The following is a 21,179-nucleotide window of genomic DNA, read 5'->3' as shown; positions in this document are numbered from 1 at the left end:
CGCCGGGCCTGACCCCGTCGAAAAAAGACCCCGTGCGTCAGCCAGGCGCACGGGGTTCTTTTTTTACTTGCTATCAGTGCGAGGCGCCGGAGCCGCCGACAGCGACGATGGAGAAGGGCTGGCCTTCCACCGCAACCGTGCGGGTCTCCTTCAGGCTTTCAGCATCCACCACGCGGACAAGGGCGTGGCGGGGGTCGGAAATGGCCACCTGACCATCGGCAACCGCAAGGCGCGGACGCGGATCACGCCAATGGCCATCCTTGCTATAGGGTTCGGTCACCCTTGCCTTGCGGGTAATGGCGCCTTCCAGCACGTCCAGCACATGCAGGTCGCCGTCTTCCGTTAGAATATAGGCGTTGCGCGGATTGGCGGGATCGAGAATGAAGTCGACGCGCCGGGTCGGCAGCTCGATGAGGCGGAACGCATCCTTGCTGTCTGGATCGATGAGGACGACCTTGTCCTCACCGTAATTGCCGAGGAAGAACTGCATGGATTTGCCGCCAAGCAGCGTGCCGGTATAGGCCTTCGGGAAATCCTCCGGATAGGCCAGCATCTCCAGCTTCGGGCCATCCGTGCCGCCGGGCCGGGCAACCAGAATGCCTTCCTTGCAGCCAAAGGCGGCGAGCCTTGCGGATGTCGCCTCGCCATGCAGATCGGTGCATGCCGCCTGCTCGCCGACCTGCTTCCCGTCCCTGTCGAGAACGCGCAGACCAATGCGGGGCGGCAGCGTATCGGGTTTCGTTTCGATTTCGGTGTCGGGCACGGAAACGAGAACGTAACGACCCATCGTCACCGCCACGCCGTGATGCGGGGCTGTCGTATCGATGGTGCGAACCTTTGCCTTGCCATCCAGCAAGGCTGCCTCATCGATGATCTCCGCCTTGCCGCCACGGTCATAGAAAAGAATGGCATGGTCGTCATGCGGCACGACGTGGAAAGGACGCTTGCCCTCGAAGGTGACCGGCAGCAGCGCCGCATCCTCCACGTCCAGATCGCGATGCTCACCGTGGTCGGAGAAGACGATGCCGGATTTGATCACATGCACCATGTCGGCATCCGACTGGGTGGCGAAAACCGTCTTGCCCGACGCGCTGGCGGTCAGCGCCGCATATCCTTTCAGATCGTAGCGCCCGAGTTCCTTGCCGGTGTCGAAATCGATTGCGCGCACGACCGGCTCGCTGTGATCGGCGACGAACAGCCGCCATGCTGTTACGCCGTCCTTGTTTTCTTCCGCATGCGCCATACCGGAGGCGAGGGACGTGGCTAGCGCCAGGCATGTGGCGAGCGCGCCCACGCCAAGTTGCTGGTGAAGGGAGAATCTCATGGTGTTCCTTCCAGACGTTGTCATCCTCATGCTGATAAGGGCCGGTATCGAGGCCTTTGAGGATGTTTGTAATGTTATTACGTTACAAGCTACGTATTAGCATTATGCGCAGGGTCCATGTCAACCGACGTGGACGTCGAACTGCTGAAAATCTGGAAGTATGTATCGGTGACGCGCGGAAGAGCTGGGGCTTCCGTGTCAGGCCACAAACGCGACGTCATCCTCGGGCTTGACCCGAGGACCCATATCCTTCAACGGCGCGTGGATCCTCGCCTCAAGGGGCGAGGATGACGGAAGGGGGAGGTTGCGACGCTGAAGGCAGGCGCGTTGCAGCGCCTGCCTTTGCAATGATTAGCGGATGTCTTCGGGCAGAACGTCCGAAGGAATGTTCTGGTAGGAAACCGGACGCATGAAGCGGCGGATCGACATGGTGCCAACAGAGGTTGCGCCGAAGTTGGTCGAAGCCGGGTAGGGGCCGCCGTGAACCATGGCTTCGGAAACTTCAACGCCGGTCGGGAAACCGTTGGCGAGAACGCGGCCGGCCTTGCGCTCCAGGATGGGCAGAAGCTTGCGGCCGAGTTCAGCATCGCCGGCATCCAGATGCAGGGTTGCCGTCAGCTGGCCTTCGAAGCTCTTTGCCACTTCGAGCATTTCTTCGGTGCTGTCGACCGTCACGATCAGGCCGAGCGGCCCGAAGACTTCTTCGGCAAGCGCGTGGTTCGCGACCCAGTCCTTGCCCGAAACGCGGAACAGGTAAGGCGTTGCGTTGCGCAGGTCGCAGGTGGTGGTCAGCACGTCGCGCACGCCATTGCCCGCGGCGATGCGGTCGCGGCCGTCACGATAGGCGGCGGCGATACCGTCCGTCAGCATGACCTGCGGGCCGACTTCGGAGAGGGCGGCACGGGCGGTTTCCGCAACCGCATCCGCCTGCGAGGACAGAACGACGGCGATGCCGGGATTGGTGCAGAACTGGCCGGCGCCCATGGTAAGCGAGCCCGCCCAGCCCTTTGCGATGGCCTCGCCGCGGGCGGAAACGGCTTCCGGCAGCAGGAACATCGGGTTGACGGAGCCGAGCTCGCCGAAGAAGGGGATCGGCTCGGGGCGCTGGGCGCAGAGATCGAACAGCGCACGGCCGCCGGCGAGCGAGCCGGTGAATCCGACCGCCTTGATGCGCGGATGCTGGACGAGCGCGGAACCGACATCGCGGCGGCCGCCCTGGATCAGCGAGAAAACGCCGGGATGCAGGTTGTGCTTCTTGACGGCGGCGAGAACGGCTTCGGCAACGATTTCGCCGGTGCCGGGATGGGCGGAATGGCCCTTGACCACAACAGGGCAGCCGGCTGCGAGAGCGGCGGCCGTATCACCACCGGCCGTCGAAAAGGCGAGCGGGAAGTTGGAGGCGCCGAAGACCGCGACGGGGCCGATCGGGCGCTGCATCAGACGGATATCCGGGCGCGGTAGCGGCTGGCGGTCCGGCAGCGCTTCGTCATGGCGGCGGTCGAGATAGTCGCCCTTGCGGATATGCGATGCGAAAAGGCGGAGCTGGCCAACGGTGCGGCCGCGCTCGCCCTGCAGGCGTCCTGCGGGAAGGCCGGTCTCGGACGAGCCGATTTCCGTGATGGCGTCAGCGCGTGCTTCGATCTCGTCGGCAATCGTATCGAGGAATGCTGCGCGTTCTTCGCGGGTGGTGTAGCCGTAGCTCCAGAAGGCCTCTTCGGCTGCTTCACAGGCCGCATTCACCAGATCAACGGTGCCGACCGAAAAATCGAAAGCCTCGCCATGTGCAGGTTCGCTGCGGAATTTTGCATCCGTTGCGACCCATTCTCCTGCAACCAGATGTTTGCCGTGCGGCTTGAAACTCATTGTGCTCTTCCCTGAAAATCTGATCCTGTGTGGAAAAATCCACCCGACACCGTGACACCGGACCGAAGGGCGACAACGTGAACGCCATCAGCCGCGATCCGCGTCCGGTCGCCCTCTGCCTTAGCCCGTGTGGGGCCGCAACGAAAGGCAGTTTCGCAACTATTTGACCGAAAAGTGTGATTAATCGGGCGATGCGTGAAAAAGACGAGCTTCCGTTTACGTGCGGGGCGCTCTATTGTGACGCCATGATGATAAATAGACTTCCGAAATATGTCGCCTGGTCGGTGTTTCTGCTGATCTTGATCGTTACAGTCTGCCCGATCGGCTTTCGGCCGCATACGCTGACGACGGTCGGCACCGACCGCGCCGCCGCCTTCGCCTTCTGTTCGGCTGCCTTTGTGCTGGCCTATCCGCGTTACTGGCTTGCCGTCGTCGTCGCCGGTGTGGTGGCGGCTTTCGGTATCGAGGCGCTTCAATTTCTGTCGCCCACGCGCCATCCGCATATGACGGATGCAGCCGTGAAAGGCGCCGGCGCCATCGCCGGCGGGCTTGCCGCTTTTTCCTGGCTTCAGTTCAAGGCGCGATTGACCGCAAGCTGACAGGGCCGCGCGGTCGATACTCCCTGCTCAGAGACCCCGGCTTGCGAGCCCGAAGCGGCCATGCGACAGCGTGCGCTCGATGCCGCGCAGCTCCGCCAGCCCCTTCAGTCGGCCGATGGCGGGATAACCCGGCTGTGCTCCGCGCGTCAGATCGTCGAGGATTTCCTGCCCGTGGTCGGGCCTCATCGGAATGGTGTGGTCTTCGCGACCCTCCACCCGGCGGCGTGCTTCTTCGGCGAGGAGTGCCGCGATAACCGCAACCATGTCGGTCCCGCCTTCCAGATGTTCGTCCTCGAAGAAGGAGCAGGGCACGGTGTCAGTGTCACGCGTCACGTTGCGCAGATGCACGAAATGGATGCGATCGGCAAAACGGCCGGCGATGAAGGGCAGGTCGTTATCCGCCCGCGCACCGAGGGAGCCGGTGCACAGCGTCACACCGTTGGCGCGGCTGTCCACCTGGGACAACATATGGGCGTAGTCGGCCTCCGTCGAGAGGATGCGCGGCAGGCCGAGCAGGGGCCATGGCGGATCATCGCCGTGGGCGCAGATGTTGATACCCACCTCCTCGGCAACCGGCGTCACTTCCGAGAGAAAGTCGATCAGGTTCTGTTGCAGCCTGTCGCGGTTGATGCCGTGATAGGAGCGCAGTTTTTCGAGAAGCTGGGCAAGCGTGTAACCATCCGCCGAGCCGGGTAGGCCTGCGCCGATATTACGCCCGAGCGCGGCGATCTTCGTGTCCGGCATCTCGCCGAAACGTTTCGCCGCTTCCTCCACCAGCCATTCAGGATAATCCGCCTTCGCCTCGGGGCGCTTCAGGATATGAATGTCGAAGGCGGCGAAGTCGGGAAGATCGAAGCGCATCGCCTTTGCGCCGTGTCTGGTTTCCCAGCGAAGATCGGTGCGGGTCCAGTCCAGCACCGGCATGAAGTTGTAGCAGACGGTGCGGATGCCGGAGGCGGAGAGGCGGCGCAGCGTTTCCTGCCAGTTGGCGATGTGATTTTTCCAGTCACCCGTCTGGGTCTTGATGTCTTCGGAGACCGGCACGCTTTCCACCACGTCCCAATAAAGCCCGCCGGCCCTGATCGCCTCATGCCGTTTGGCGATCTCGTCCACCGGCCAGACATCACCTGTGGCGATGTGGTGCAGCGCACTGACGATGCCTTCCGCGCCTGCCTGAGCTGCATCCTGAACCGTGACCTTGTCGACCGGGCCGAACCAGCGCCATGTATGTCTCATCTTTAATCCTCAAATATCATTCTGCGGAAAATGTCAGTTGCACCTTGCAGGCGGCGGAGCGGTCTCCGGCCTGTTCGAAGGCGGCTTTCGCTTCGCCAAGCGGGAAGCTGTGGGAAATGATCGGCCGCACATCGATCCCGCGAGACGAGATGAGCCGGGCGGCAATGGCGAATTCATCATGGAAACGCTGCGAGCCGCGCCAGAGGATTTCCTTGCCCACCAGCGCGTTGAGCGGAATGGTGATATCGCCGGTAACACCCACCTGCACGATGGTGCCGCGCGGACGTACGCAGGCAAAGGCGGTGCGAAGCGCGGGGCCTGCGGCGGAGCAATCGAAAATGACGTCGAAATAACCCTTATTGTCCTGATAGGGTAAAAGCGCGTCCGCGTCCTTCGCGACATTGATCGTGCGGTCCGCACCCATGGCGGGCGCGCGTTCCAGTGCTGCGTCTGTGAGATCGGTGGCGACGATGATGCTTGCGCCGGCATGGCGGGCGGCGGCAATTGTCAGCAGGCCGATCGGGCCAGCGCCGGTCACCAGTAACTTGGCGCCCGTGAGGTCGCCGGCCTGGGCCACAGCATGCAGGCAGACGGCAAGGGGTTCGGTGCAGGCCGCTTCGGCGGGCGAGGTGGCGTCTGAAAATGCCGCGCATTGTTTGGCGGGAACCACCAGCCGGTCGCGGAACATGCCCTGCTCATGCGGCAGGCGCATGGCGCTGCCCATGAAGCGCATTTCAAGGCAATGGATCGGCTGGCCCTTCAGGCAGAAATGGCAATGGCCGCAGGGCTGCGAGGGATTGACGGCGACGAGCTGGCCGATCGCAAGTCCGCTGACGCCGTCCCCCAGCGCCCGCACGTGGCCGGATGCCTCGTGGCCGCAGATGATGGGCTCACGTACCCTGACAGGGCCGAAGCCGCCGTCCTGATAATAATGAAGATCGGAGCCGCAAATGCCGCCCGCCGCCATGGTGAGCAGCACTTCACCGGGGCCGGGTTCCTCTATGTCCTGCGTTTCGACGCGAATATCTTCACGGCCGTATAGACGTGCCACGCGTATCTGCATGACGGGGTCCTTTCGAATACATACATTATTGAAAAAGCTGCGCGGCGCTGACCGCGCAGCTTGGTTTCGTTCAGCGGATAAGGCCAAGCTGCGTAGGCAACCACAGTGTGATCGGAGGTATGAACGTGATCAGCGCCAGGGCCACGAAAAGCGGGATCATCCAGGGCAAGATGGCGAGCGTTGTCCGCTCCACCGACATTTTCGAAATACGCGACAGCACGAACAGCACCATGCCGACAGGCGGGGTCAAAAGACCGATCATCAGGTTCAGCGTGACAATCAGTCCGAGATGGACAGGATCGATACCGTAACGCGCGGCGACCGGCATCAGGATCGGCACCAGAATGCTGATGGCGGCGATGGTGTCGAGAAACGCGCCGACAATCAGAAGCAGGATGTTGACGATGATGAGGAAGGTCCACCAGTTGTCCGTCATGCCGAACATGAAGTCGGAAAACAGCTGGGCGGCCTGACTGACCGTCAGCAACCATGCGAAGATCGAAGCCGCCGTGACGATGAAGAGAACGGACGCGGTTGTCTCGATGGTATCGAAGCTGGCTTTGGCCAAAGTCTTGAATGTCATGGTGCGGTAGCGCACCAACCCCAGGAAAAGCGACCAGAGGACTGCGGCGACCGCTGCTTCGGTCGGCGTGAACCAGCCCATCGTCATGCCGCCAATCAGAAGTACCGGCGTCATCAACGCCATCACGGCGGAGAAATCGTAATACCAGTCGAGGGCAACAAGCACGGCGAGGCCGACAAGAACCGCGACATTGAGCGACATGCCGGCAAGGATCATCAGATAGACGGCGACCGGGAAGCTGAAGACGATCACTATTTCCATGGAGGCTGAAAGCAGCTGCTTCAGCTGGAAGGGCGTGTCGGACCCCCAGCCCTTTCGTTTTGCGAAAATATAGACCGTCACCATCATCAGCACGGTCATGACGACGCCGGGAATGATGCCGGCCATGAACAGCGCGCCGATCGAGGCGTTGGCCATCATTCCATAGATCACGAAGGGCAATGATGGCGGAAAGATCGGGCCGAGCGTCGCCGAAGCGGCAGTGACGCCGACGGCAGCATCGACCGGATAACCATGATCCTTCATGGCCTTGATCTCGATGGTGCCGATGCCTGCAGCATCCGCAAGCGCGGTTCCCGACATGCCGGAAAAAACCACCGAACCGATGATGTTGACCTGCGCCAGGCCGCCCTTCATCCAGCCAACCAGCGCAAGCGCGAAGCGGTAGATGCGGCTTGTCACCCCGGCGATGTTCATCAGATTGCCGGCGAGGATGAAGAACGGCACGGCGATGAGCGGGAAGCTTTCGACACCGGCGATCATGCGCTGGGCTGCGATGATATCGGGTGCCACGTCGTAGAGGATGAGATAAAGAAGCGAGCTGACGGCCATGGAAACGGCCACCGGCGTGCCGATGATGAGAAGCAGAAGAAATGAACCGATGAGCAAAAGCATGGTTTTAGATTCCCTGTGTGCTTACGGCTTCCTGAGCCTTTTCACGCACGGTTTGCTTGCCGGTGATGTCCCTGATGAAATTGTGCAGGGCACGCAGGAACATCAGCGCGAAAGCGGCGAAAACGGTGTAAAAGACAATGCCGCGCGGCAGGTCGACGGTGACCATGCGCTCATCGCCGACGATTTCCAGATAGCGCCACATCAGCCAGGTGATGTAGGCAAAGAAACCGATGGTGATGAGATCGACGATCAGCTCCAGAAGTCGTCCGACGGATTTCGGCACGAAGCGATAGATCAGGTCGACGTGAATGTGCCGGAACATGCGCACGCACATGACCGAGCCGAGAAAAACGACGACGACGAGGCAATTGGCGGCGATCTCTTCGGTCCATGCGAAACTGTTGTTCAACACGTAACGGGTGAAGAATTGCAGGAAGACGCAAAAACCCATGCCCCAGAACACGGCAAGGGTTATCCAGTCTTCCACGGCATAGGGCGAAAGGTCGACCGGGCCGTTTTCCTCCTCGAAGGCGTGCGCCATTTCTTCCACGCTGACGGGCGCGTGCTGCTGGTCAGTCATTGACGGAACTCCAGTCCAGGGGTCTCGGGTGATGGTGTCCCGGCACCTTCGGGCGCCGGGACACGCTCAGACATCACTTGATGGCGCGGATCGCTTCCCAGTCGGCCTTTTCGTAACCGAAATCTTCAAGCTTTACCTTGTCGATGACATTTTTCTCGAAGTCTGCCTTATCGACTTCGGCCACGGTGATACCCTTGGATTTGAATTCGTCGACCAGTGCCTTTTCACGGGCTTCGATCGTCTTCGTCGTGCGGGCGGCGGCCTCCTGCATCACTTCGGTGAAGATTTTCTTGTCCTCATCCGAAAGGCTTGCCCAGCGGGTTTTGGAGACGAGGGTGTTGAGGTGGTCGACGATGTGGCCCGTCAGAACGATGTTCTTCTGAACTTCGTAGAATTTCTTCGCCTCAATCGTCGTCAGCGGGTTTTCCTGGGCCTCGACGGTGCCGTTCTGAAGCGCCAGATAGACTTCCGCAAAGGCGATGGGCGTCGTGTTGGCGCCACAGGCGCGCGGCATGGCCAGATAGGCGGGAACGTCGGGAACGCGCATCTTCAGGCCGGCCATGTCACCGCATTTTTCAATCGGCCGGTTGGAGGTGGTGTGGCGCGTGCCGTAATAGCTGACGGCGACGATGTGGTTGCCGGTCTTGTCTTCATAGCCTTTCGCAAGCTTCTTGAAGACATCGCTCTTGGTATAGGCGATCAGATGGCTCGGATCGCGGAAGATATAGGGGAAATAGGTGACGCCGATCGGCTTGTGGTCGCGCGCGGCGAAGCTCGAGCCGGAGATGATGATATCCACCGTTCCGAGCTTCAAACCCTGGTTGATATCGGCTTCCTTGCCGAGCTGAGATGCGGGGAAAACATCGATCTTGTAGCGGCCGTCTGTCCGCTTGGCGATTTCTTCCGCAGCCCAGACCGAATCCGTGTGGAACGGTTCGGAGGTCTCGTAGACATGCGCCCATTTCAGCGCGGTTTGCGCCTGCGCCGCCAAGGCTGAAAGCAGAATGGCAGCGGTTGCACCCATCAAAGTCGACAATCTGATTTTCATTCTTAACTCCTCCCGAATTAAAGTCAGATTTCTGTTTTTCCCGTCGCCGGTTGCGGCGCGGTCACTCTTCCCCGATCGTTTCCTCCCCGAAACTTTCGGAAAATCTCTTTTGCGACAGCGTCAGATGCTGCCGCATCGCCTCGCGCGCGCCTTCCGGGTCATTCGCCGCGATCGCGTCGCGGATAACCCGGTGTTCCTGAACGGCGAGGATCCACGTGTGCGGTCCCTCGAAATAGCTGGCGAGCTTTTCGAAATAGGGCGAAAGGCTGCGCTCGTCATAGATGAGCCCGGTGAAGCGGTTCAGCGCCGAATTGCCGATGATATCGGCAATTGCGGTGTGGAAGGCGCGGTCGAGGTTGAGGGCCTGCGGCGAATTGTCGAGCGCGCCGGCCATGCGTTCGATAATATCGTCCAGCTTGGCGATACATTCGGGCGTGGCGAGCCTTGCTGCTTCCTCGGCAATCGCGCTTTCGATGATGCAGCGCGCCTGCAGGATTTCGAACGGCCCATGGGCGTCCGGCACCGGCGGTTTTTCCTTGTCCGGCTTGCGGGATGCGTTCACATAAACGCCCGAACCCATGCGGATATGGATATGGCCTTCCACTTCCAACACGATCAGCGCTTCCCGCACCGTGGGGCGGGATACGCCGAAACGCTCCGCAAGGTCGCGTTCCGCCGGCAGGCGCTGACCATCGGTCAACTCCCCCGTTTCAATGAGCAAGCGAATTTGCTCCGCGACCAGCCGGTAAAGGCGGCGCGGCTCCAGAGCCACAAACATGATGTCCTCCCAGCGCGACAGTCTCCTCAAATCGCGCAAGCGGTAAGATGGTCTTACCAATTTCATTAGGGAGCATTTATGCGGTACTGTCAATCAGCCTTGGCGGAAAAGTGTGCGGCGTAAAGCCTGAGGGCCGGCTTGGCATTGCCGCACTCCGGCACTTTTACCCTTTCCGTCATGCCGGACTTGATCCGGCATCCAGCCAGCCCAAGTCCTTGGGCTGAAAGGACCCTTCTCGCCGCGCAGACGCGCGTCGGCTGGATTCCGGCTCAAGGCCGGAATGACGAAGGGGGGATAGGCTCGCATACGAAATCATTGTTTCGCGTGCCGCCTGATTGGCGTTTCAGCCTTTAGTTATGTGCGAGTTTTAAGTTGCCATCGCTGCCGATTGTGATGTCCAGCTCACCATAACCGCCAATGGAAAGATGCGTCGTTTCGATCGGATGCGAATGGGTGGCGTTGATGACGACTACCGTTGCGCCCATGCTTTCCCCGGCCTGAATACCGGCGGGGGCGTCCTCGAACACGACACAGTCTTTCGGCGCGACGCCAAGCTTCTCGGCGGCCTTTTTGTAGCCCTCGGGGTCCGGCTTGCCATTCACAACATCCTCGGCGCAGATCATCACCGGGGGCGGTGTGAGGCCCGCAGCCGCCAGGCGCAGTTCGGCAAGCGCGCGGGCGGCGGAGGTGACGATGGCCCATTTTCCGGCCGGCAATTTCTCAAGAAATGCCGCCGCCTGCGGTATCTGGAGAATGCCCTCGACATCCTCCATTTCCTTTTGCAGCAGCATATCCGCCTGTTCCTGGATATCGAGGCCGGGAATAGCCTCGCGGCGCACCACTTCCGATGCGCGCATGCCGTGGATGCGCTGCAGGAAAGCATCCGGCTCGATGCCGTTTTCCACGGCCCATTCGCGCCACACTCTTTCCACCACTGCAATCGAATTGAGCAGCGTTCCATCCATGTCGAACAGGAAGGCGGCATATTCGCGCGAAAAGATCTGGCTGGCCGGCGGGACTTTGCTGTGCATCTCATTCTTCCGTTGGACGAGTGGGGTTCGCCTCGTGTCTACAGCATCGACAGGCATAACGGAATCGCTTTTCCGCCGCGAAAGCAAATGGCGATCATTTCGCAAACGGGGGCGAATATTGTCTCAGAATCGTACGAGTGAGTTCCTCTGCGACTCGCTCAGGGCAAGGCAGGGGGAGGGAGGCCCTCATTTGGTCATACGGGCGTCAGGTTGCAGCAAGGCTGGGGTGCTATCATGAGTTTTTGCAAGTGGTAAAAATACGCAAAATCAAAATGTCACCGTAGTTTTTGAATGTCTTGCATGAGAATTTCCATCGCGGAATTTTCTTAACGGAACCGTCGCTTTAAGGGCGTCGTTAACCATTTGTTAACCATATTCGAGGTACCTAATTGTCAACGATTTGTTTACCAAGATGACCAAAGTGCTAACAGACCAGCGTTCGATCCGTATCAAAGGCCGCTCCTTCCTCGCAGTCGTCCTGTCCCCCGAAGCTCCGCTCGATCAATGGCTGGAAAGGCTCGATGATCTCGCTGCGCGTTCGGCCGGGTTCTTCCTGTCGCGTCCGGTTGTCCTGGATGCGTCCGAACTGTCGCTCGACAAGGCGGGACTGAAGGCACTGCTCGCGGCGCTGACGGAACGCAATGTCGGCATCATGGGGATCGAAGGTGTCCGTCCCTCGATGATCGAACCGGGCATGCCGCCGTCGCTGAAGGGCGGAAAGCCCGCTTCCGATGTCGAGGTCGAGCCGGTTGCTGTCGCCTCCGCCGAATTGCCGGAAGAGAAGCCGCGTGCCGCGGGCGAGGTTCGTGCCGTCGTGCAGTCGCTGGTCATCAACGAGCCGGTGCGCTCCGGCCAGTCGATCATGTTTCCCGAGGGAGACGTGACCGTCATCGGTTCGGTCGCCTCGGGGGCAGAAATCATCGCGGGCGGTTCTGTGCATATTTACGGTGCGCTGCGCGGGCGGGCGATGGCCGGTTCGCTTGGCAATGTCTCGGCGCGCATCTTCTGCCGCAAGCTGGAGGCGGAGCTTTTGGCGATCGATGGCGTCTATAAGGTCGCCGAGGATATTGACGACAAGCTGCGCGGCCAGCCCGTTCAGCTGTGGCTGGAAAACGATACGATCAAGGCCGAAAAACTTGGCTGACGAGATAGAGAAAACAACACAGGAACAGGAGAGCCGTATGGGGAAGGTAGTCGTTGTTACTTCCGGCAAGGGCGGGGTTGGCAAGACCACCTCGACCGCAGCGCTTGGCGCCGCACTGGCGCAGAACAAGCAGAAGGTCGTTGTTGTCGATTTCGATGTCGGCCTGCGCAACCTCGATCTCGTCATGGGTGCTGAACGCCGGGTGGTTTACGATCTCGTCAACGTCATCCAGGGCGATGCCAAGCTGACCCAGGCGCTGATCCGCGACAAGCGCCTCGAGACCCTGTTCCTGCTTCCTGCCTCGCAGACGCGCGACAAGGACAATCTGACGCCCGAAGGTGTCGAATGGGTCATTGCCGAGCTGAAGAAACATTTCGACTGGGTTATCTGCGACAGCCCCGCCGGCATCGAACGTGGTGCAACGCTTGCCATGCGCCATGCGGATGTGGCGGTCGTCGTCACCAATCCGGAAGTCTCTTCGGTGCGCGACAGCGACCGCATCATCGGCCTGCTGGATTCCAAGACGCTGAAGGCCGAACGCGGCGAGCGCATGGAAAAGCACCTGCTTCTGACGCGCTACGATTCGGCCCGCGCCGAACGTGGCGACATGCTGAAGGTCGATGACGTTCTGGAAATTCTCTCCATTCCGCTGCTCGGCATCATTCCCGAAAGCACCGACGTGCTGCGCGCTTCCAACGTCGGCGCGCCGGTTACGCTGGCGGATGCCCGTTGTGCACCGGCCATGGCCTATTTCGATGCTGCCCGCCGCCTGTCCGGCGAGGAGATTCCGGTGGTCATTCCGGGTGAGAAGCGGGGTATCTTCTCGAAAATCTTCGCAAGGAGGGCTGCATGAGCATTTTCAGTCTCTTCCGCAAACAGAAGTCGGCCCCGCTTGCGCGCGAGCGCCTGCAGGTGCTGCTTGCCCACGAAAGGGCATCCTCGGGCTCCGATCTCGTCGCCATCCTGCGGGAAGAAATTCTCGCGGTCATCGCCAAACACGTGCAGATCGACAATGATCGGGTGCATGTGAAGATGGATCGTGACGAGCATGTCTCCATATTGGAGATCGATGTCGAGATCCCGTTGAGCGCCGACCTGCGCGCCGCTTGATGTTTCCTTCGAAAACGCCGCCCATATCGGGCGGCGTTTTCATCTACTCAGCCGTCGTATCAATCGGCTTTCGGAATATTTCCGCCAGATCGCCGGGCAGTGGGCGTTTGAGGTTCATCCCGTTTGGCGGGATCGGCGCGTTGAACCATTTGTCGTAGATTTTTTCGATTTCGCCACTCGCGTAGATTTGCCCAAGCGCTTCATTGACGGCATCCCGGAAGCCGGTATCGCCGTGCCGGAGCATCAGGCCATAGGGCTGTGGCGGGGCAAGATATTCGCTCGAGATGGAATAATCCTCGGGGCGCCCGGTTTCGGCGACGAAGGATCGCAGGAGAATATCGTCCATGACGAAGGCCGAGGCGCGATTTTCCGTCACCATTTCGAACCCGCCTTCCGTACTGTCATTTTGCAGCACGGCGATATTCATCCCCAGTTTGCGGTTGAGCACATTCAGCTGGCCGATATTGATTGTCCCGGTCGTCACCACCACGGTTCGTCCGGCAAGATCGCCGACGGTGGTGAGACCACTCGATTTCAGCGCGACATAGCGCGTGCCGGTGATGAAATGGCTGTAGGAGAACCACACGGCCTTGCGGCGCTCCTCCGTGTTCGTGCTCGCCACGCATTCCATGTCGATCGTGCCGTCATTGAGAAGCATGATGCGATTGCTGGGGGTGCGTTTGACGAAGTCGATCTTCAATTCGGGCAGACCCAGTTTTTTCTTGATGGAGCCGGCGACCCTCAGGCAAAGCTCGATGCTGTAGCCGATCGGCTCGGGGCCCGTGCCCAGATAGGAAAAGGGCAGGTTGCGGTCGGCATAACCCAACCGGATGGTGCCGGTCTTGGCAATGGTTTCCAGTGTCGGCGGCTGGGTATCGTCGCCAGCCGCAGCGGCGGGCAAAAGACTTAAAACCCCAAGAGCAAGCCACAATGTCGATCTCTGCATCGCGCATCTCCAGCTAAAATAAGTGCCAAAACATGTCTTCGTAAAAAATAGAGGCAGTGCGCCGGCTTGCACCGTCAGTCCCGGTATTCGCCTGGATTTTCATAGGCCTCTTTCAAGGAGGCCGTCATTGGCAGGTTCAGGTTCATGCCGTTCGGCGGAATGGGCTTGGTGAACCATTTCTCATAAAGGCCGTGAATGGCGGGGCCGGTGAATATCTGGCGCAGACTTTCGTTGACCGCCGCCTTGAAAGCCGGGTCGTCGCGCCGGAAAACCAGACCATAGGGCTCAGGCGCGCTCAGCGTTTCCTCGGAAAGCGCGTAGAGATCGGGGTTTTCGGACGTCGCCGCCAGCGCCGCCAGCAATATGCCATCCATGACAAAGGCGGAGGCCTTGCCGGCAACGACGAGTTCGAACGCCTCCTCGTTAGTCTTTGTCGGCATGACGGAAATATTGAGGTTCTTTTGCCGGTTTACGGCATTCAGCTGTTCGATGTTGACGGTGCCGGAGGCGGATGTGACGGACCGCCCGGCGAGATCGGCAAGGTTCTTCAGATTGTCCTGTTTGCGGGAGAGAAACTGCGTCGCGGTCATGAAGTTCGGATAGGAGAAATCCACCATTTTCCGGCGTTCGCTGTTGTTGGTCGTCGCGGCACATTCGATATCGATCTGGCCGCTGCGAACAAGGATGAAGCGGGTCGCCGGCGTGGCTTTGACATATTCGAGGTCGATCCGGTCGAGCTTCAGCCTTTTGCGGATGTCCTCGCTGATTGCCCGACAGAGATCGGTCGAAAAACCGGTAATTTCTCCACTGGGCAGCTGGTAGGAGAACGGTGGCTCGGCTTCACGGTAACCGATGCGGATCTTTGCGGTCTTGGCAATCTGCTGAAGCGTGTCGCCTTCGTCGGCGGCCTGCAGCGGGGTGATGGGGGCAAAGCATGTGAGGAAAAGGCAAAATACTGCAAGGCGCATTTTATTTCCTTTGGCCGGCGGCCGGTTTCTCAAATCGCTTTTTGTGGTGGGCAATAGGTTTCCTGTAACGAGCGTACGGTGTCGCCAAATTCGTCCTTACCGACGGGCGTGATGACAGCCCGGTTCTTGAGGACGTGGGCAAGCGGGGCCGGCTCGGCGAAATAATAGCCCTGGGCCTCGTCGCATCCGGAAAGCTTGAGCGCCTCGACCTGGTCCCTGTCTTCCACACCCTCGGCGGTGACCCGCAGGCCGATCTGTTCGGCCATATCGATGATGGTGTTGACGATGGCCGAGCACATGGGATTGCCTGGCAGGCCGGACACGAATTCACGGTCGATCTTGATCTTGTCGAAGGAAACATGGGTCAATGTGCTGAGCCCCGCATAACCCGTGCCGAAATCGTCGAGCACGAGGCGCACGCCCCTTTCCTTCAGGAGCTTCAGCGCCCGGGCGCTGCTGTCACGCTCCAGCATCGCCGTTTCGGTCACTTCCAGTTCCAGCCGCTCCGCGGGAAAACCGGATGTTTCAAGCGCCCTATCGACAATCGGGACGATATCGTCATTGCCGAGCTGTACGGCGGATAAGTTGACCGCGAGCCGGATGTCCTTCGGCCAGCTCATGGCGTCCGTGCAGGCCTGTGCCAGCACCCATTCACCCAGAGGTTTGATGAAATTGTTTTCTTCGGCAAGCGTGATGAACCGGTCCGGCGTGATGATGCCAAGCTTGCTGTGCCGCCAGCGGGCAAGCGCCTCATAGGCGACGATGCGGCCGCTCTGCAGATTGACGACGGGCTGGTAATGCAGCTCGAATTCGCGGTTTTCGAGGGCGGATTTCATGTCGATTTCAAGCGCGTGCTTGTGCTGTGCCGCCATGTCCATGCCGGGTTCGTAAAAGACGAAGAGGCCGCATCCCATGGATTTCGCCCGGTAGAGGCCGAGATCCGCATGTTGCAGAAGCTGGGTGCCGGAGGTGCCGTGATCGGGGGCGCAGGCGATGCCGATGCTGGTATCGACGCTGATGTCGCTGCCTTCGAGGTTGAAGCTGCGCGAGACCGCATGCACGACCCGTTTCGCCAAAGCGCCCGCATCCGCCCGACAATCGTCGGTCACCGACTGTATGATCGCAAATTCATCCCCGCCGAGCCTGCTCACCATGTCGTTTTCGCCAAGCACGGAGGAAATCCGCGAGGCAACAGCCACCAGCAACGCGTCGCCCGCCGCATGTCCCAGCGTATCGTTCACAGCCTTGAATCGGTCGAGATCGAGCAGCATGACGTTGAACGGCTGGCCGGAAGCGGAAAGATGTTCGAGGCGATTTTCCAGCGTCTTCATCAGCAGCACGCGGTTGGGAAGTCCGGTCAGCGCGTCATGATGGGCCATATGTTCGAGCTGCTGCGCCATGTCGCGTATCTGCCGCAGGCGTCCGCGTTCCAGGACCGCCTCACGCAGCGTTTCGATAGCCGTGGCCATGTCGCCGATCTCGTCCCGCCGCTTCTGAAACGGCGTGACGACATCCGTTTCCTCGCGGGCGATCCTCAAAGTCGCCTGCACCAGCGCCGGAACGGGTTTCAGAAAGTGCCGCGCAATCACCGTTACGAGAACGCCGGTCACGGTCAGAACCACGATCAGCGCGATCAGCGAATTGTAGATCAGCTTCCTCTGCGCGCCGTAGAGCTCGTCCGAACCGCCGATGCTGACGGCGACCGCGCCGATCGGCTTTTTCGTTTCGGTGCTGATGATCGGCAGCAGGCCGATGTAGTGGTTCGACTCGCCGATGGTTGCAAAGCCGGTGGCGAAACGGGCGGCCACGGCATCTTTTGAGAAGATGGGATCGGTGGCGAGCGGTTTTTCGTCGTCGTCAGTGGCGTTGTCAAAGGCTGCGGCGATCTGCCTGAAGCCGGCATCGGCTTCGTCGTAACGGAAAAGCCAGACGGCATTTTTGGTTTGCGCGCCGATGAGGGCGAGAACGTCGCTGGGATTGAAGCCGGTGACGAGAATGGATTCGTCGTCGCCGATCGGCTTGTCGGTCAATATGCCGTTGACCTGTCCGTCCGTGTCGGCCGTGACGCTGACATAGGTATAGATGCTGCGCAGCGTGGCGCTGGCGATCTGCGAATTGACGCGGGCCTGGTTGAGCCATTGCTCGCTGGCGGCGGCAACGAACATGTACCAGCCGACAAGCGCGCCGATACTGTAGGAAAAGATCACGCCGCCGAGAAATATCAGGGTTATCTTGCTGGCGAGCGAACGCCGCCGCGAAAAACGGCCCGGTGCCGCCTGCGTCGTTGAGCGAAGCGTGTCACCGGTTTCAGTCTGTCTATCTATCCCCCGATAGGCAGTCTCTTCCATTCGCGATATTCCCCCGCGATGTCGCGTTATAATTGTTTTATGGAATTTTATAGGACATGCATTTCAATGGTGTCTGCTAAATAATTCAACAAAGTTTAGATGCGATTAAGAATTAATCCGTCTTTTTATAGTCGCCGCTTATATAAGGCGCGACGTTCCTGCACTTGAGGTTGAAGGAATCGGTGGCTTACGGTCAGACTCTGAAACAACACCGCTAAGTCAGTATGACAACCTTTGCGCGTTTCTCAAGTCAACTTCTCGGCCTGAATGGACACCGACCTGCCTTGCCAAGCAGCCGATAAACGGCATGTTGTGGGCACTATCCGATTTCAGGGAATATCATCATGGCTCACAGGGGCAAAAACATCGCTCAGCTTTCCGTTCTCATCCAGAGCGGGCATCTCGATCCGCGCGCTCTGGCGGAAGAGACGCTCGATGCGATTGGGAAAGACGACGACCAGGCGATTTTTGTCGGCCTGACGGCAGCGCGGGCGATGGCGGAAGCCGAAAGTGCCTCCAAACGCATTCGCGAGGGTCGCTCCTTTGGTGTGCTCGACGGTATTCCGGTGGCCTGGAAGGATCTTTTCGATCTTGAAGGCATGGCGACCACGGCCGGATCGACGGTGCTGTCAAACGATGCGCCTGCTTCCCGTGACGCCGATGTGGTGACGGCGCTGAAAGAGGCCGGAATGATTTCTATCGGCCGTACCAATATGAGTGAGTTCGCGTTTTCCGGCCTTGGCATCAATCCGCATTACGGCACACCGCGCAATCCTGTCTCCATGGACGGTCACCGTTTGCCCGGCGGCTCGTCCTCCGGTGCAGGCGTTGCCGTGGCCGCCGGTCTGGTGCCGGTGGCAATCGGTACCGATACCGGGGGATCGGTGCGCATTCCGGCCGCGTTCAATGGCGTGGTGGGTTACAAGGCAAGTCGCGGCCGTTATTCGATGCGGGGCGTTTATCCGCTGGCAAAAAGCCTGGATTCGCTCGGGCCGCTGACCCGCACCGTGCAGGACGCCATCTGGGTGGATGCAGCCATGCGTGGCAGATCGGCCGCCGATATCGCACGTGCGCCTCTGTCCGGCCTGTCGCTCGTGGTGCCCGAAACGGTGTTCTTCGATGGCATAGAGGAGGGTGTGGCGGTCGCTTTCGAGCAGGCGGTGGAACGGCTTGCCCGCGCCGGCGCCTCCGTGCGGCGACAGGCGTTCCCGCTTTTTTCGGAACTGTTCGATCTTATCAAGGAAAAGGGCGCGTTGGTAACGGCGGAAGCCTTCGCCCTGCACAAAGCCCGGCTGGAAAGTGCGGATGCCGCGCGCATGGACCCACGCGTCGTCGCTCGAACGAGGTTGGGCGCGAATATCTCCATGCCGGATTACATCGGCATTCTGGAAGCGCGTGAAAGCATGACGGCGGCGTTTTCCGGGATGATCGGCAAGGACGAACTACCGGTGTCGCCGACATTGCCGCATGTTGCGGCAAAGGTCGCGCCGCTGATTGATAGCGACGATGCCTTTTTCGCCATGAATGCGAAGACCCTGCGCAACACCCAGATCGGCAATTTTTTCGATCTCTGCGGTGTTTCCATTCCGTGTGGAACAGGCGAGGCAGGCATGCCGGTCGGCTTGCTGCTTTCCGGCCTGCACGGCACGGACGACCATGTTCTGGGTGTCGCGATGGCTGCGGAAGAGATCATTCGGGGCTGAGAGGACGGTGCACACAGCCATTCTTCGTCACCCCGGACTTGATCCGGGGTCCAGCGCGATCAAGTCCTTGATCGCGAAAGACTCCTGACGCCGCGCAGACGCGCTGCTGCTGGATGCCGGATCAAGTCCGGCATGACGGAGAGAGTATTTGGCCGTCTCGACCTATAGCCTCACCGCGCCGCCCAGTTGGCGCCGCGGCGGAACATGGTCTTCATCTGCGGCACGGAAAATTCCTTGGCCTGATGGCCGAGCGCCGAATAGAAAACCCGGCCCTTGCCGTATTTGCGTTTCCACACCACCGGCATCACCACACCGTCGATCCACCAGGCATGGTCTCCGGTGAACTTTGTCGTCGCCAGCACCTCGTTCGAAGGGTCGACGTGCATGTAATATTGCTCCGATGTGTAGGGGAAATCGGCAATCCCCTCCATCAGCGGGTCGTCGGGACGGGTGATGTTGACGTGATAGTCGATGATATTACCGGGATGGGCGACCCATTGGCCACCGATCATGAACTGGTATTCGACGCATTCGCGGAAACTGTCGCCCGCGCCGCCATGGAAACCGGCAATGCCGACGCCGTTTTCCACGGCTGCCGTGAGGTTCTTGATCTCTTCCTTCTCGATCTTCGACATGGTGACGATGGGCACGACGAGGCTCAGATCATGCACGGAGGGATCGGCGAAAGCCTCCGTGCTGTGTTCCACATAAACCTTGAAACCGTCTTCCTCCAGCATGTCCTTGACGATTGTGGCGCATTCCTGCGGCTCGTGGCCGCTCCAGCCGCCCCAGACGATGAGTGCTTCACGCATTTATTTCCTCCTGCGGATTATTTGCCGAGCTGGCCGTCGACCAGCGAAGTTTCGAGAGGAGCAGGGCGCTCCGCCTCGGTGGTGATGGAAACGGTCGTGCCGCTGTCCGATGCCGTCTGGAAGGCTTCCATAACCTCGAGCACATGCAGGGCAAGATCGCCATTGGCACGGTGCGGGCGATTTTCGCGGATCGCATAGGCCATGTCGGCCACGCCGATGGAGCGGTAGTTACCGTCAGCATAGGGCGACGACAGTGCCTGCGGCTCGAACTGGCCGCCCTTTTTCAGCAATTGCACCTCGCCGCCGAAATGGTTGGGATCGGGCACGATCAGCGTGCCTTCGGTGCCGTAGAGTTCCAGCGGCACGTGCTTGTGGCCCGCCACATCGAAGCTCATGTCCACCTGCACCACCGCGCCGTTCCTGAATGCCAGCACGCCGGAAACATGGGTGGCGACATGGACGGGGATTTTTTCGCCGTTCTTCGGCTCGCTGGTGATGAGACGCTCGTTGCGCGGTGCGATGGCGAAACCTGCCACCTTGGAAACCGGACCGAAAAAGTTGACGAGATCGGTGATGTAATAGGGGCCCATATCCAGCATCGGCCCGCCGCCAACTTCGTAATAAAAGGCCGGGTTGGGGTGCCAGCGCTCATGGCCGGGGCACATGAAGGTGGCCGTGCCGCCAACCGGCTGGCCCAGCACACCCTCATCGATCAGGCGGCGTGCGGTCTGGTGTCCGCCGCCGAGGAACGTATCCGGGGCAGAGCCGATGCGCAGGCCCTTTGCCTTGGCCGCATCCGCAAGCCTTTTGCCTTCTGAGAAATTGATGCCGAGCGGCTTTTCCGAATAGGCGTGTTTTCCCGCCTCAAGCGCGCGTAGGCCCACTTCCACATGCGCCTTGGGGATCGTCAGGTTGACGATGATTTCCACGGAAGGATCGGACAGCAACTCGTCGATGCTTTTTGCCTGAAGGCCGAATTCGTCTGCCCGTGCCTTCGCGGCCTCCGCGTTCATATCCGCCAGTCCGCGAATGTCGAGAATGGGAAACGACGCCATGGCCTTGAGATAGGCGCTGGAGATGTTGCCGCAGCCGATGATGCCGATACCGACCCTGTTCATGTGATTTCCTCCCGTAAATCTGAAATGCTGA

At 60.1% G+C, this 21,179-nt stretch carries 19 protein-coding genes; 5 read left to right on the top strand and 14 right to left on the bottom strand.

The genetic code is table 11. From position 1 onward, the window contains the following. Positions 1–73: 73 nt before the first annotated feature. Together aztD and OK142_RS07080 are read right to left on the bottom strand one after the other, a co-directional pair. A complete protein-coding gene (gene aztD / locus OK142_RS07085) occupies positions 74–1,324 on the bottom strand; it encodes a zinc metallochaperone AztD (RefSeq protein ID WP_313613734.1) in 1,251 nt (416 codons plus the stop codon). A 351-nt stretch (positions 1,325–1,675) separates the two neighbouring features. Then, a complete protein-coding gene (locus tag OK142_RS07080) occupies positions 1,676–3,187 on the bottom strand; it encodes an aldehyde dehydrogenase (NADP(+)) (protein WP_137038870.1) in 1,512 nt (503 codons plus the stop codon). A gap of 245 nt (positions 3,188–3,432) precedes the next feature. Here OK142_RS07080 and OK142_RS07075 point away from each other — a divergent pair, with 245 nt between their 5' ends. Beyond that, positions 3,433–3,786, top strand: a complete 354-nt coding sequence (locus OK142_RS07075; protein WP_498681853.1) for an antibiotic resistance protein VanZ — start codon at positions 3,433–3,435, stop codon at positions 3,784–3,786. A 27-nt stretch (positions 3,787–3,813) separates the two neighbouring features. Here OK142_RS07075 and uxuA read toward each other — a convergent pair whose 3' ends face one another. From uxuA to OK142_RS07040, 7 genes are all read right to left on the bottom strand, one after another. Next, the gene (gene uxuA, locus OK142_RS07070; protein WP_498681852.1) at positions 3,814–5,022 is read right to left on the bottom strand and encodes a mannonate dehydratase; all 1,209 of its coding nucleotides are present in this window, start codon (positions 5,020–5,022) and stop codon (positions 3,814–3,816) included. Between the two features lie 16 nt (positions 5,023–5,038). Further along, positions 5,039–6,085 carry an L-idonate 5-dehydrogenase gene (locus OK142_RS07065; protein WP_498681851.1) on the bottom strand — a complete coding sequence of 349 codons (1,047 nt, stop codon included), beginning with the start codon at positions 6,083–6,085 and terminating at the stop codon, positions 5,039–5,041. A 70-nt stretch (positions 6,086–6,155) separates the two neighbouring features. Continuing rightward, entirely contained in the window at positions 6,156–7,562 is a 1,407-nt protein-coding gene (locus OK142_RS07060; protein ID WP_313615787.1) for a TRAP transporter large permease, read from the bottom strand. A gap of 4 nt (positions 7,563–7,566) precedes the next feature. After that, on the bottom strand, positions 7,567–8,142 hold the full coding sequence (locus OK142_RS07055) for a TRAP transporter small permease (RefSeq protein ID WP_498681849.1): 576 nt from the start codon (positions 8,140–8,142) through the stop codon (positions 7,567–7,569). Between the two features lie 73 nt (positions 8,143–8,215). After that, entirely contained in the window at positions 8,216–9,190 is a 975-nt protein-coding gene (locus tag OK142_RS07050; protein ID WP_003500816.1) for a sialic acid TRAP transporter substrate-binding protein SiaP, read from the bottom strand. 61 nt (positions 9,191–9,251) lie between these two features. Next, positions 9,252–9,968, bottom strand: a complete 717-nt coding sequence (locus OK142_RS07045; RefSeq protein ID WP_003500818.1) for a FadR/GntR family transcriptional regulator — start codon at positions 9,966–9,968, stop codon at positions 9,252–9,254. Between the two features lie 350 nt (positions 9,969–10,318). Further along, positions 10,319–10,999, bottom strand: a complete 681-nt coding sequence (locus tag OK142_RS07040; protein ID WP_498681846.1) for an HAD family hydrolase — start codon at positions 10,997–10,999, stop codon at positions 10,319–10,321. A 412-nt stretch (positions 11,000–11,411) separates the two neighbouring features. On the opposite strand from OK142_RS07040, the gene minC reads away from it, so the two are divergent. From minC to minE, 3 genes are read left to right on the top strand one after another with little or no spacing between them, the layout of a single operon-like run. Then, positions 11,412–12,143 carry a septum site-determining protein MinC gene (gene minC, locus OK142_RS07035; RefSeq protein ID WP_003500825.1) on the top strand — a complete coding sequence of 244 codons (732 nt, stop codon included), beginning with the start codon at positions 11,412–11,414 and terminating at the stop codon, positions 12,141–12,143. A gap of 37 nt (positions 12,144–12,180) precedes the next feature. Continuing rightward, the gene (gene minD / locus OK142_RS07030) at positions 12,181–12,996 is read left to right on the top strand and encodes a septum site-determining protein MinD (RefSeq protein WP_003500827.1); all 816 of its coding nucleotides are present in this window, start codon (positions 12,181–12,183) and stop codon (positions 12,994–12,996) included. Further along, positions 12,993–13,253 carry a cell division topological specificity factor MinE gene (gene minE / locus OK142_RS07025; protein WP_003500829.1) on the top strand — a complete coding sequence of 87 codons (261 nt, stop codon included), beginning with the start codon at positions 12,993–12,995 and terminating at the stop codon, positions 13,251–13,253. The genes minD and minE overlap by 4 nt, the downstream gene beginning before the upstream one ends. A gap of 43 nt (positions 13,254–13,296) precedes the next feature. On the opposite strand, the gene OK142_RS07020 is transcribed toward minE, so the two are convergent. The 3 genes from OK142_RS07020 to OK142_RS07010 all read right to left on the bottom strand — a co-directional run bounded on the left by OK142_RS07020 (position 13,297) and on the right by OK142_RS07010 (position 17,515). Then, complete coding sequence (locus OK142_RS07020) at positions 13,297–14,199, bottom strand: amino acid ABC transporter substrate-binding protein (protein ID WP_498681843.1); 903 nt, start codon at positions 14,197–14,199, stop codon at positions 13,297–13,299. A gap of 74 nt (positions 14,200–14,273) precedes the next feature. Continuing rightward, positions 14,274–15,167: an amino acid ABC transporter substrate-binding protein gene (locus OK142_RS07015; RefSeq protein ID WP_137038861.1), complete on the bottom strand. Its 894-nt coding sequence runs from the start codon at positions 15,165–15,167 to the stop codon at positions 14,274–14,276. A gap of 29 nt (positions 15,168–15,196) precedes the next feature. Continuing rightward, complete coding sequence (locus OK142_RS07010; RefSeq protein ID WP_498681842.1) at positions 15,197–17,515, bottom strand: EAL domain-containing protein; 2,319 nt, start codon at positions 17,513–17,515, stop codon at positions 15,197–15,199. 344 nt (positions 17,516–17,859) lie between these two features. On the opposite strand from OK142_RS07010, the gene OK142_RS07005 reads away from it, so the two are divergent. Further along, a complete protein-coding gene (locus OK142_RS07005) occupies positions 17,860–19,218 on the top strand; it encodes an amidase (protein WP_498681841.1) in 1,359 nt (452 codons plus the stop codon). 170 nt (positions 19,219–19,388) lie between these two features. Here the strand turns inward: OK142_RS07005 and OK142_RS07000 are convergent, their stop codons facing one another. Both OK142_RS07000 and OK142_RS06995 read right to left on the bottom strand, forming a co-directional pair. After that, positions 19,389–20,030 (bottom strand): ThuA domain-containing protein, encoded by a 642-nt coding sequence (locus OK142_RS07000; protein WP_003500892.1) that lies wholly within the window; start codon positions 20,028–20,030, stop codon positions 19,389–19,391. Positions 20,031–20,047: 17 nt separating this feature from the next. Beyond that, a complete protein-coding gene (locus OK142_RS06995) occupies positions 20,048–21,148 on the bottom strand; it encodes a Gfo/Idh/MocA family protein (protein ID WP_498681839.1) in 1,101 nt (366 codons plus the stop codon). Positions 21,149–21,179 lie beyond the last annotated feature (31 nt).

Origin of the sequence: Agrobacterium sp. BT-220-3 (assembly GCF_025910175.1) — a bacterium.
GTDB lineage: Bacteria > Pseudomonadota > Alphaproteobacteria > Rhizobiales > Rhizobiaceae > Agrobacterium > Agrobacterium oryzihabitans.
The sequence above is the reverse complement of the archived record's forward strand: the minus strand, read 5'-3'. Positions and strand labels throughout refer to the sequence as shown.

Coding starts and splice junctions, on each gene's coding strand:
- aztD (WP_313613734.1), bottom strand. CDS start 1,324: ATGAGATTCTCCCTTCACCAGCAACTTGGCGTGGGCGCGCTCGCCACA.
- OK142_RS07080 (WP_137038870.1), bottom strand. CDS start 3,187: ATGAGTTTCAAGCCGCACGGCAAACATCTGGTTGCAGGAGAATGGGTC.
- OK142_RS07075 (WP_498681853.1), top strand. CDS start 3,433: ATGATGATAAATAGACTTCCGAAATATGTCGCCTGGTCGGTGTTTCTG.
- uxuA (WP_498681852.1), bottom strand. CDS start 5,022: ATGAGACATACATGGCGCTGGTTCGGCCCGGTCGACAAGGTCACGGTT.
- OK142_RS07065 (WP_498681851.1), bottom strand. CDS start 6,085: ATGCAGATACGCGTGGCACGTCTATACGGCCGTGAAGATATTCGCGTC.
- OK142_RS07060 (WP_313615787.1), bottom strand. CDS start 7,562: ATGCTTTTGCTCATCGGTTCATTTCTTCTGCTTCTCATCATCGGCACG.
- OK142_RS07055 (WP_498681849.1), bottom strand. CDS start 8,142: ATGACTGACCAGCAGCACGCGCCCGTCAGCGTGGAAGAAATGGCGCAC.
- OK142_RS07050 (WP_003500816.1), bottom strand. CDS start 9,190: ATGAAAATCAGATTGTCGACTTTGATGGGTGCAACCGCTGCCATTCTG.
- OK142_RS07045 (WP_003500818.1), bottom strand. CDS start 9,968: ATGTTTGTGGCTCTGGAGCCGCGCCGCCTTTACCGGCTGGTCGCGGAG.
- OK142_RS07040 (WP_498681846.1), bottom strand. CDS start 10,999: ATGCACAGCAAAGTCCCGCCGGCCAGCCAGATCTTTTCGCGCGAATAT.
- minC (WP_003500825.1), top strand. CDS start 11,412: ATGACCAAAGTGCTAACAGACCAGCGTTCGATCCGTATCAAAGGCCGC.
- minD (WP_003500827.1), top strand. CDS start 12,181: ATGGGGAAGGTAGTCGTTGTTACTTCCGGCAAGGGCGGGGTTGGCAAG.
- minE (WP_003500829.1), top strand. CDS start 12,993: ATGAGCATTTTCAGTCTCTTCCGCAAACAGAAGTCGGCCCCGCTTGCG.
- OK142_RS07020 (WP_498681843.1), bottom strand. CDS start 14,199: ATGCAGAGATCGACATTGTGGCTTGCTCTTGGGGTTTTAAGTCTTTTG.
- OK142_RS07015 (WP_137038861.1), bottom strand. CDS start 15,167: ATGCGCCTTGCAGTATTTTGCCTTTTCCTCACATGCTTTGCCCCCATC.
- OK142_RS07010 (WP_498681842.1), bottom strand. CDS start 17,515: ATGGAAGAGACTGCCTATCGGGGGATAGATAGACAGACTGAAACCGGT.
- OK142_RS07005 (WP_498681841.1), top strand. CDS start 17,860: ATGGCTCACAGGGGCAAAAACATCGCTCAGCTTTCCGTTCTCATCCAG.
- OK142_RS07000 (WP_003500892.1), bottom strand. CDS start 20,030: ATGCGTGAAGCACTCATCGTCTGGGGCGGCTGGAGCGGCCACGAGCCG.
- OK142_RS06995 (WP_498681839.1), bottom strand. CDS start 21,148: ATGAACAGGGTCGGTATCGGCATCATCGGCTGCGGCAACATCTCCAGC.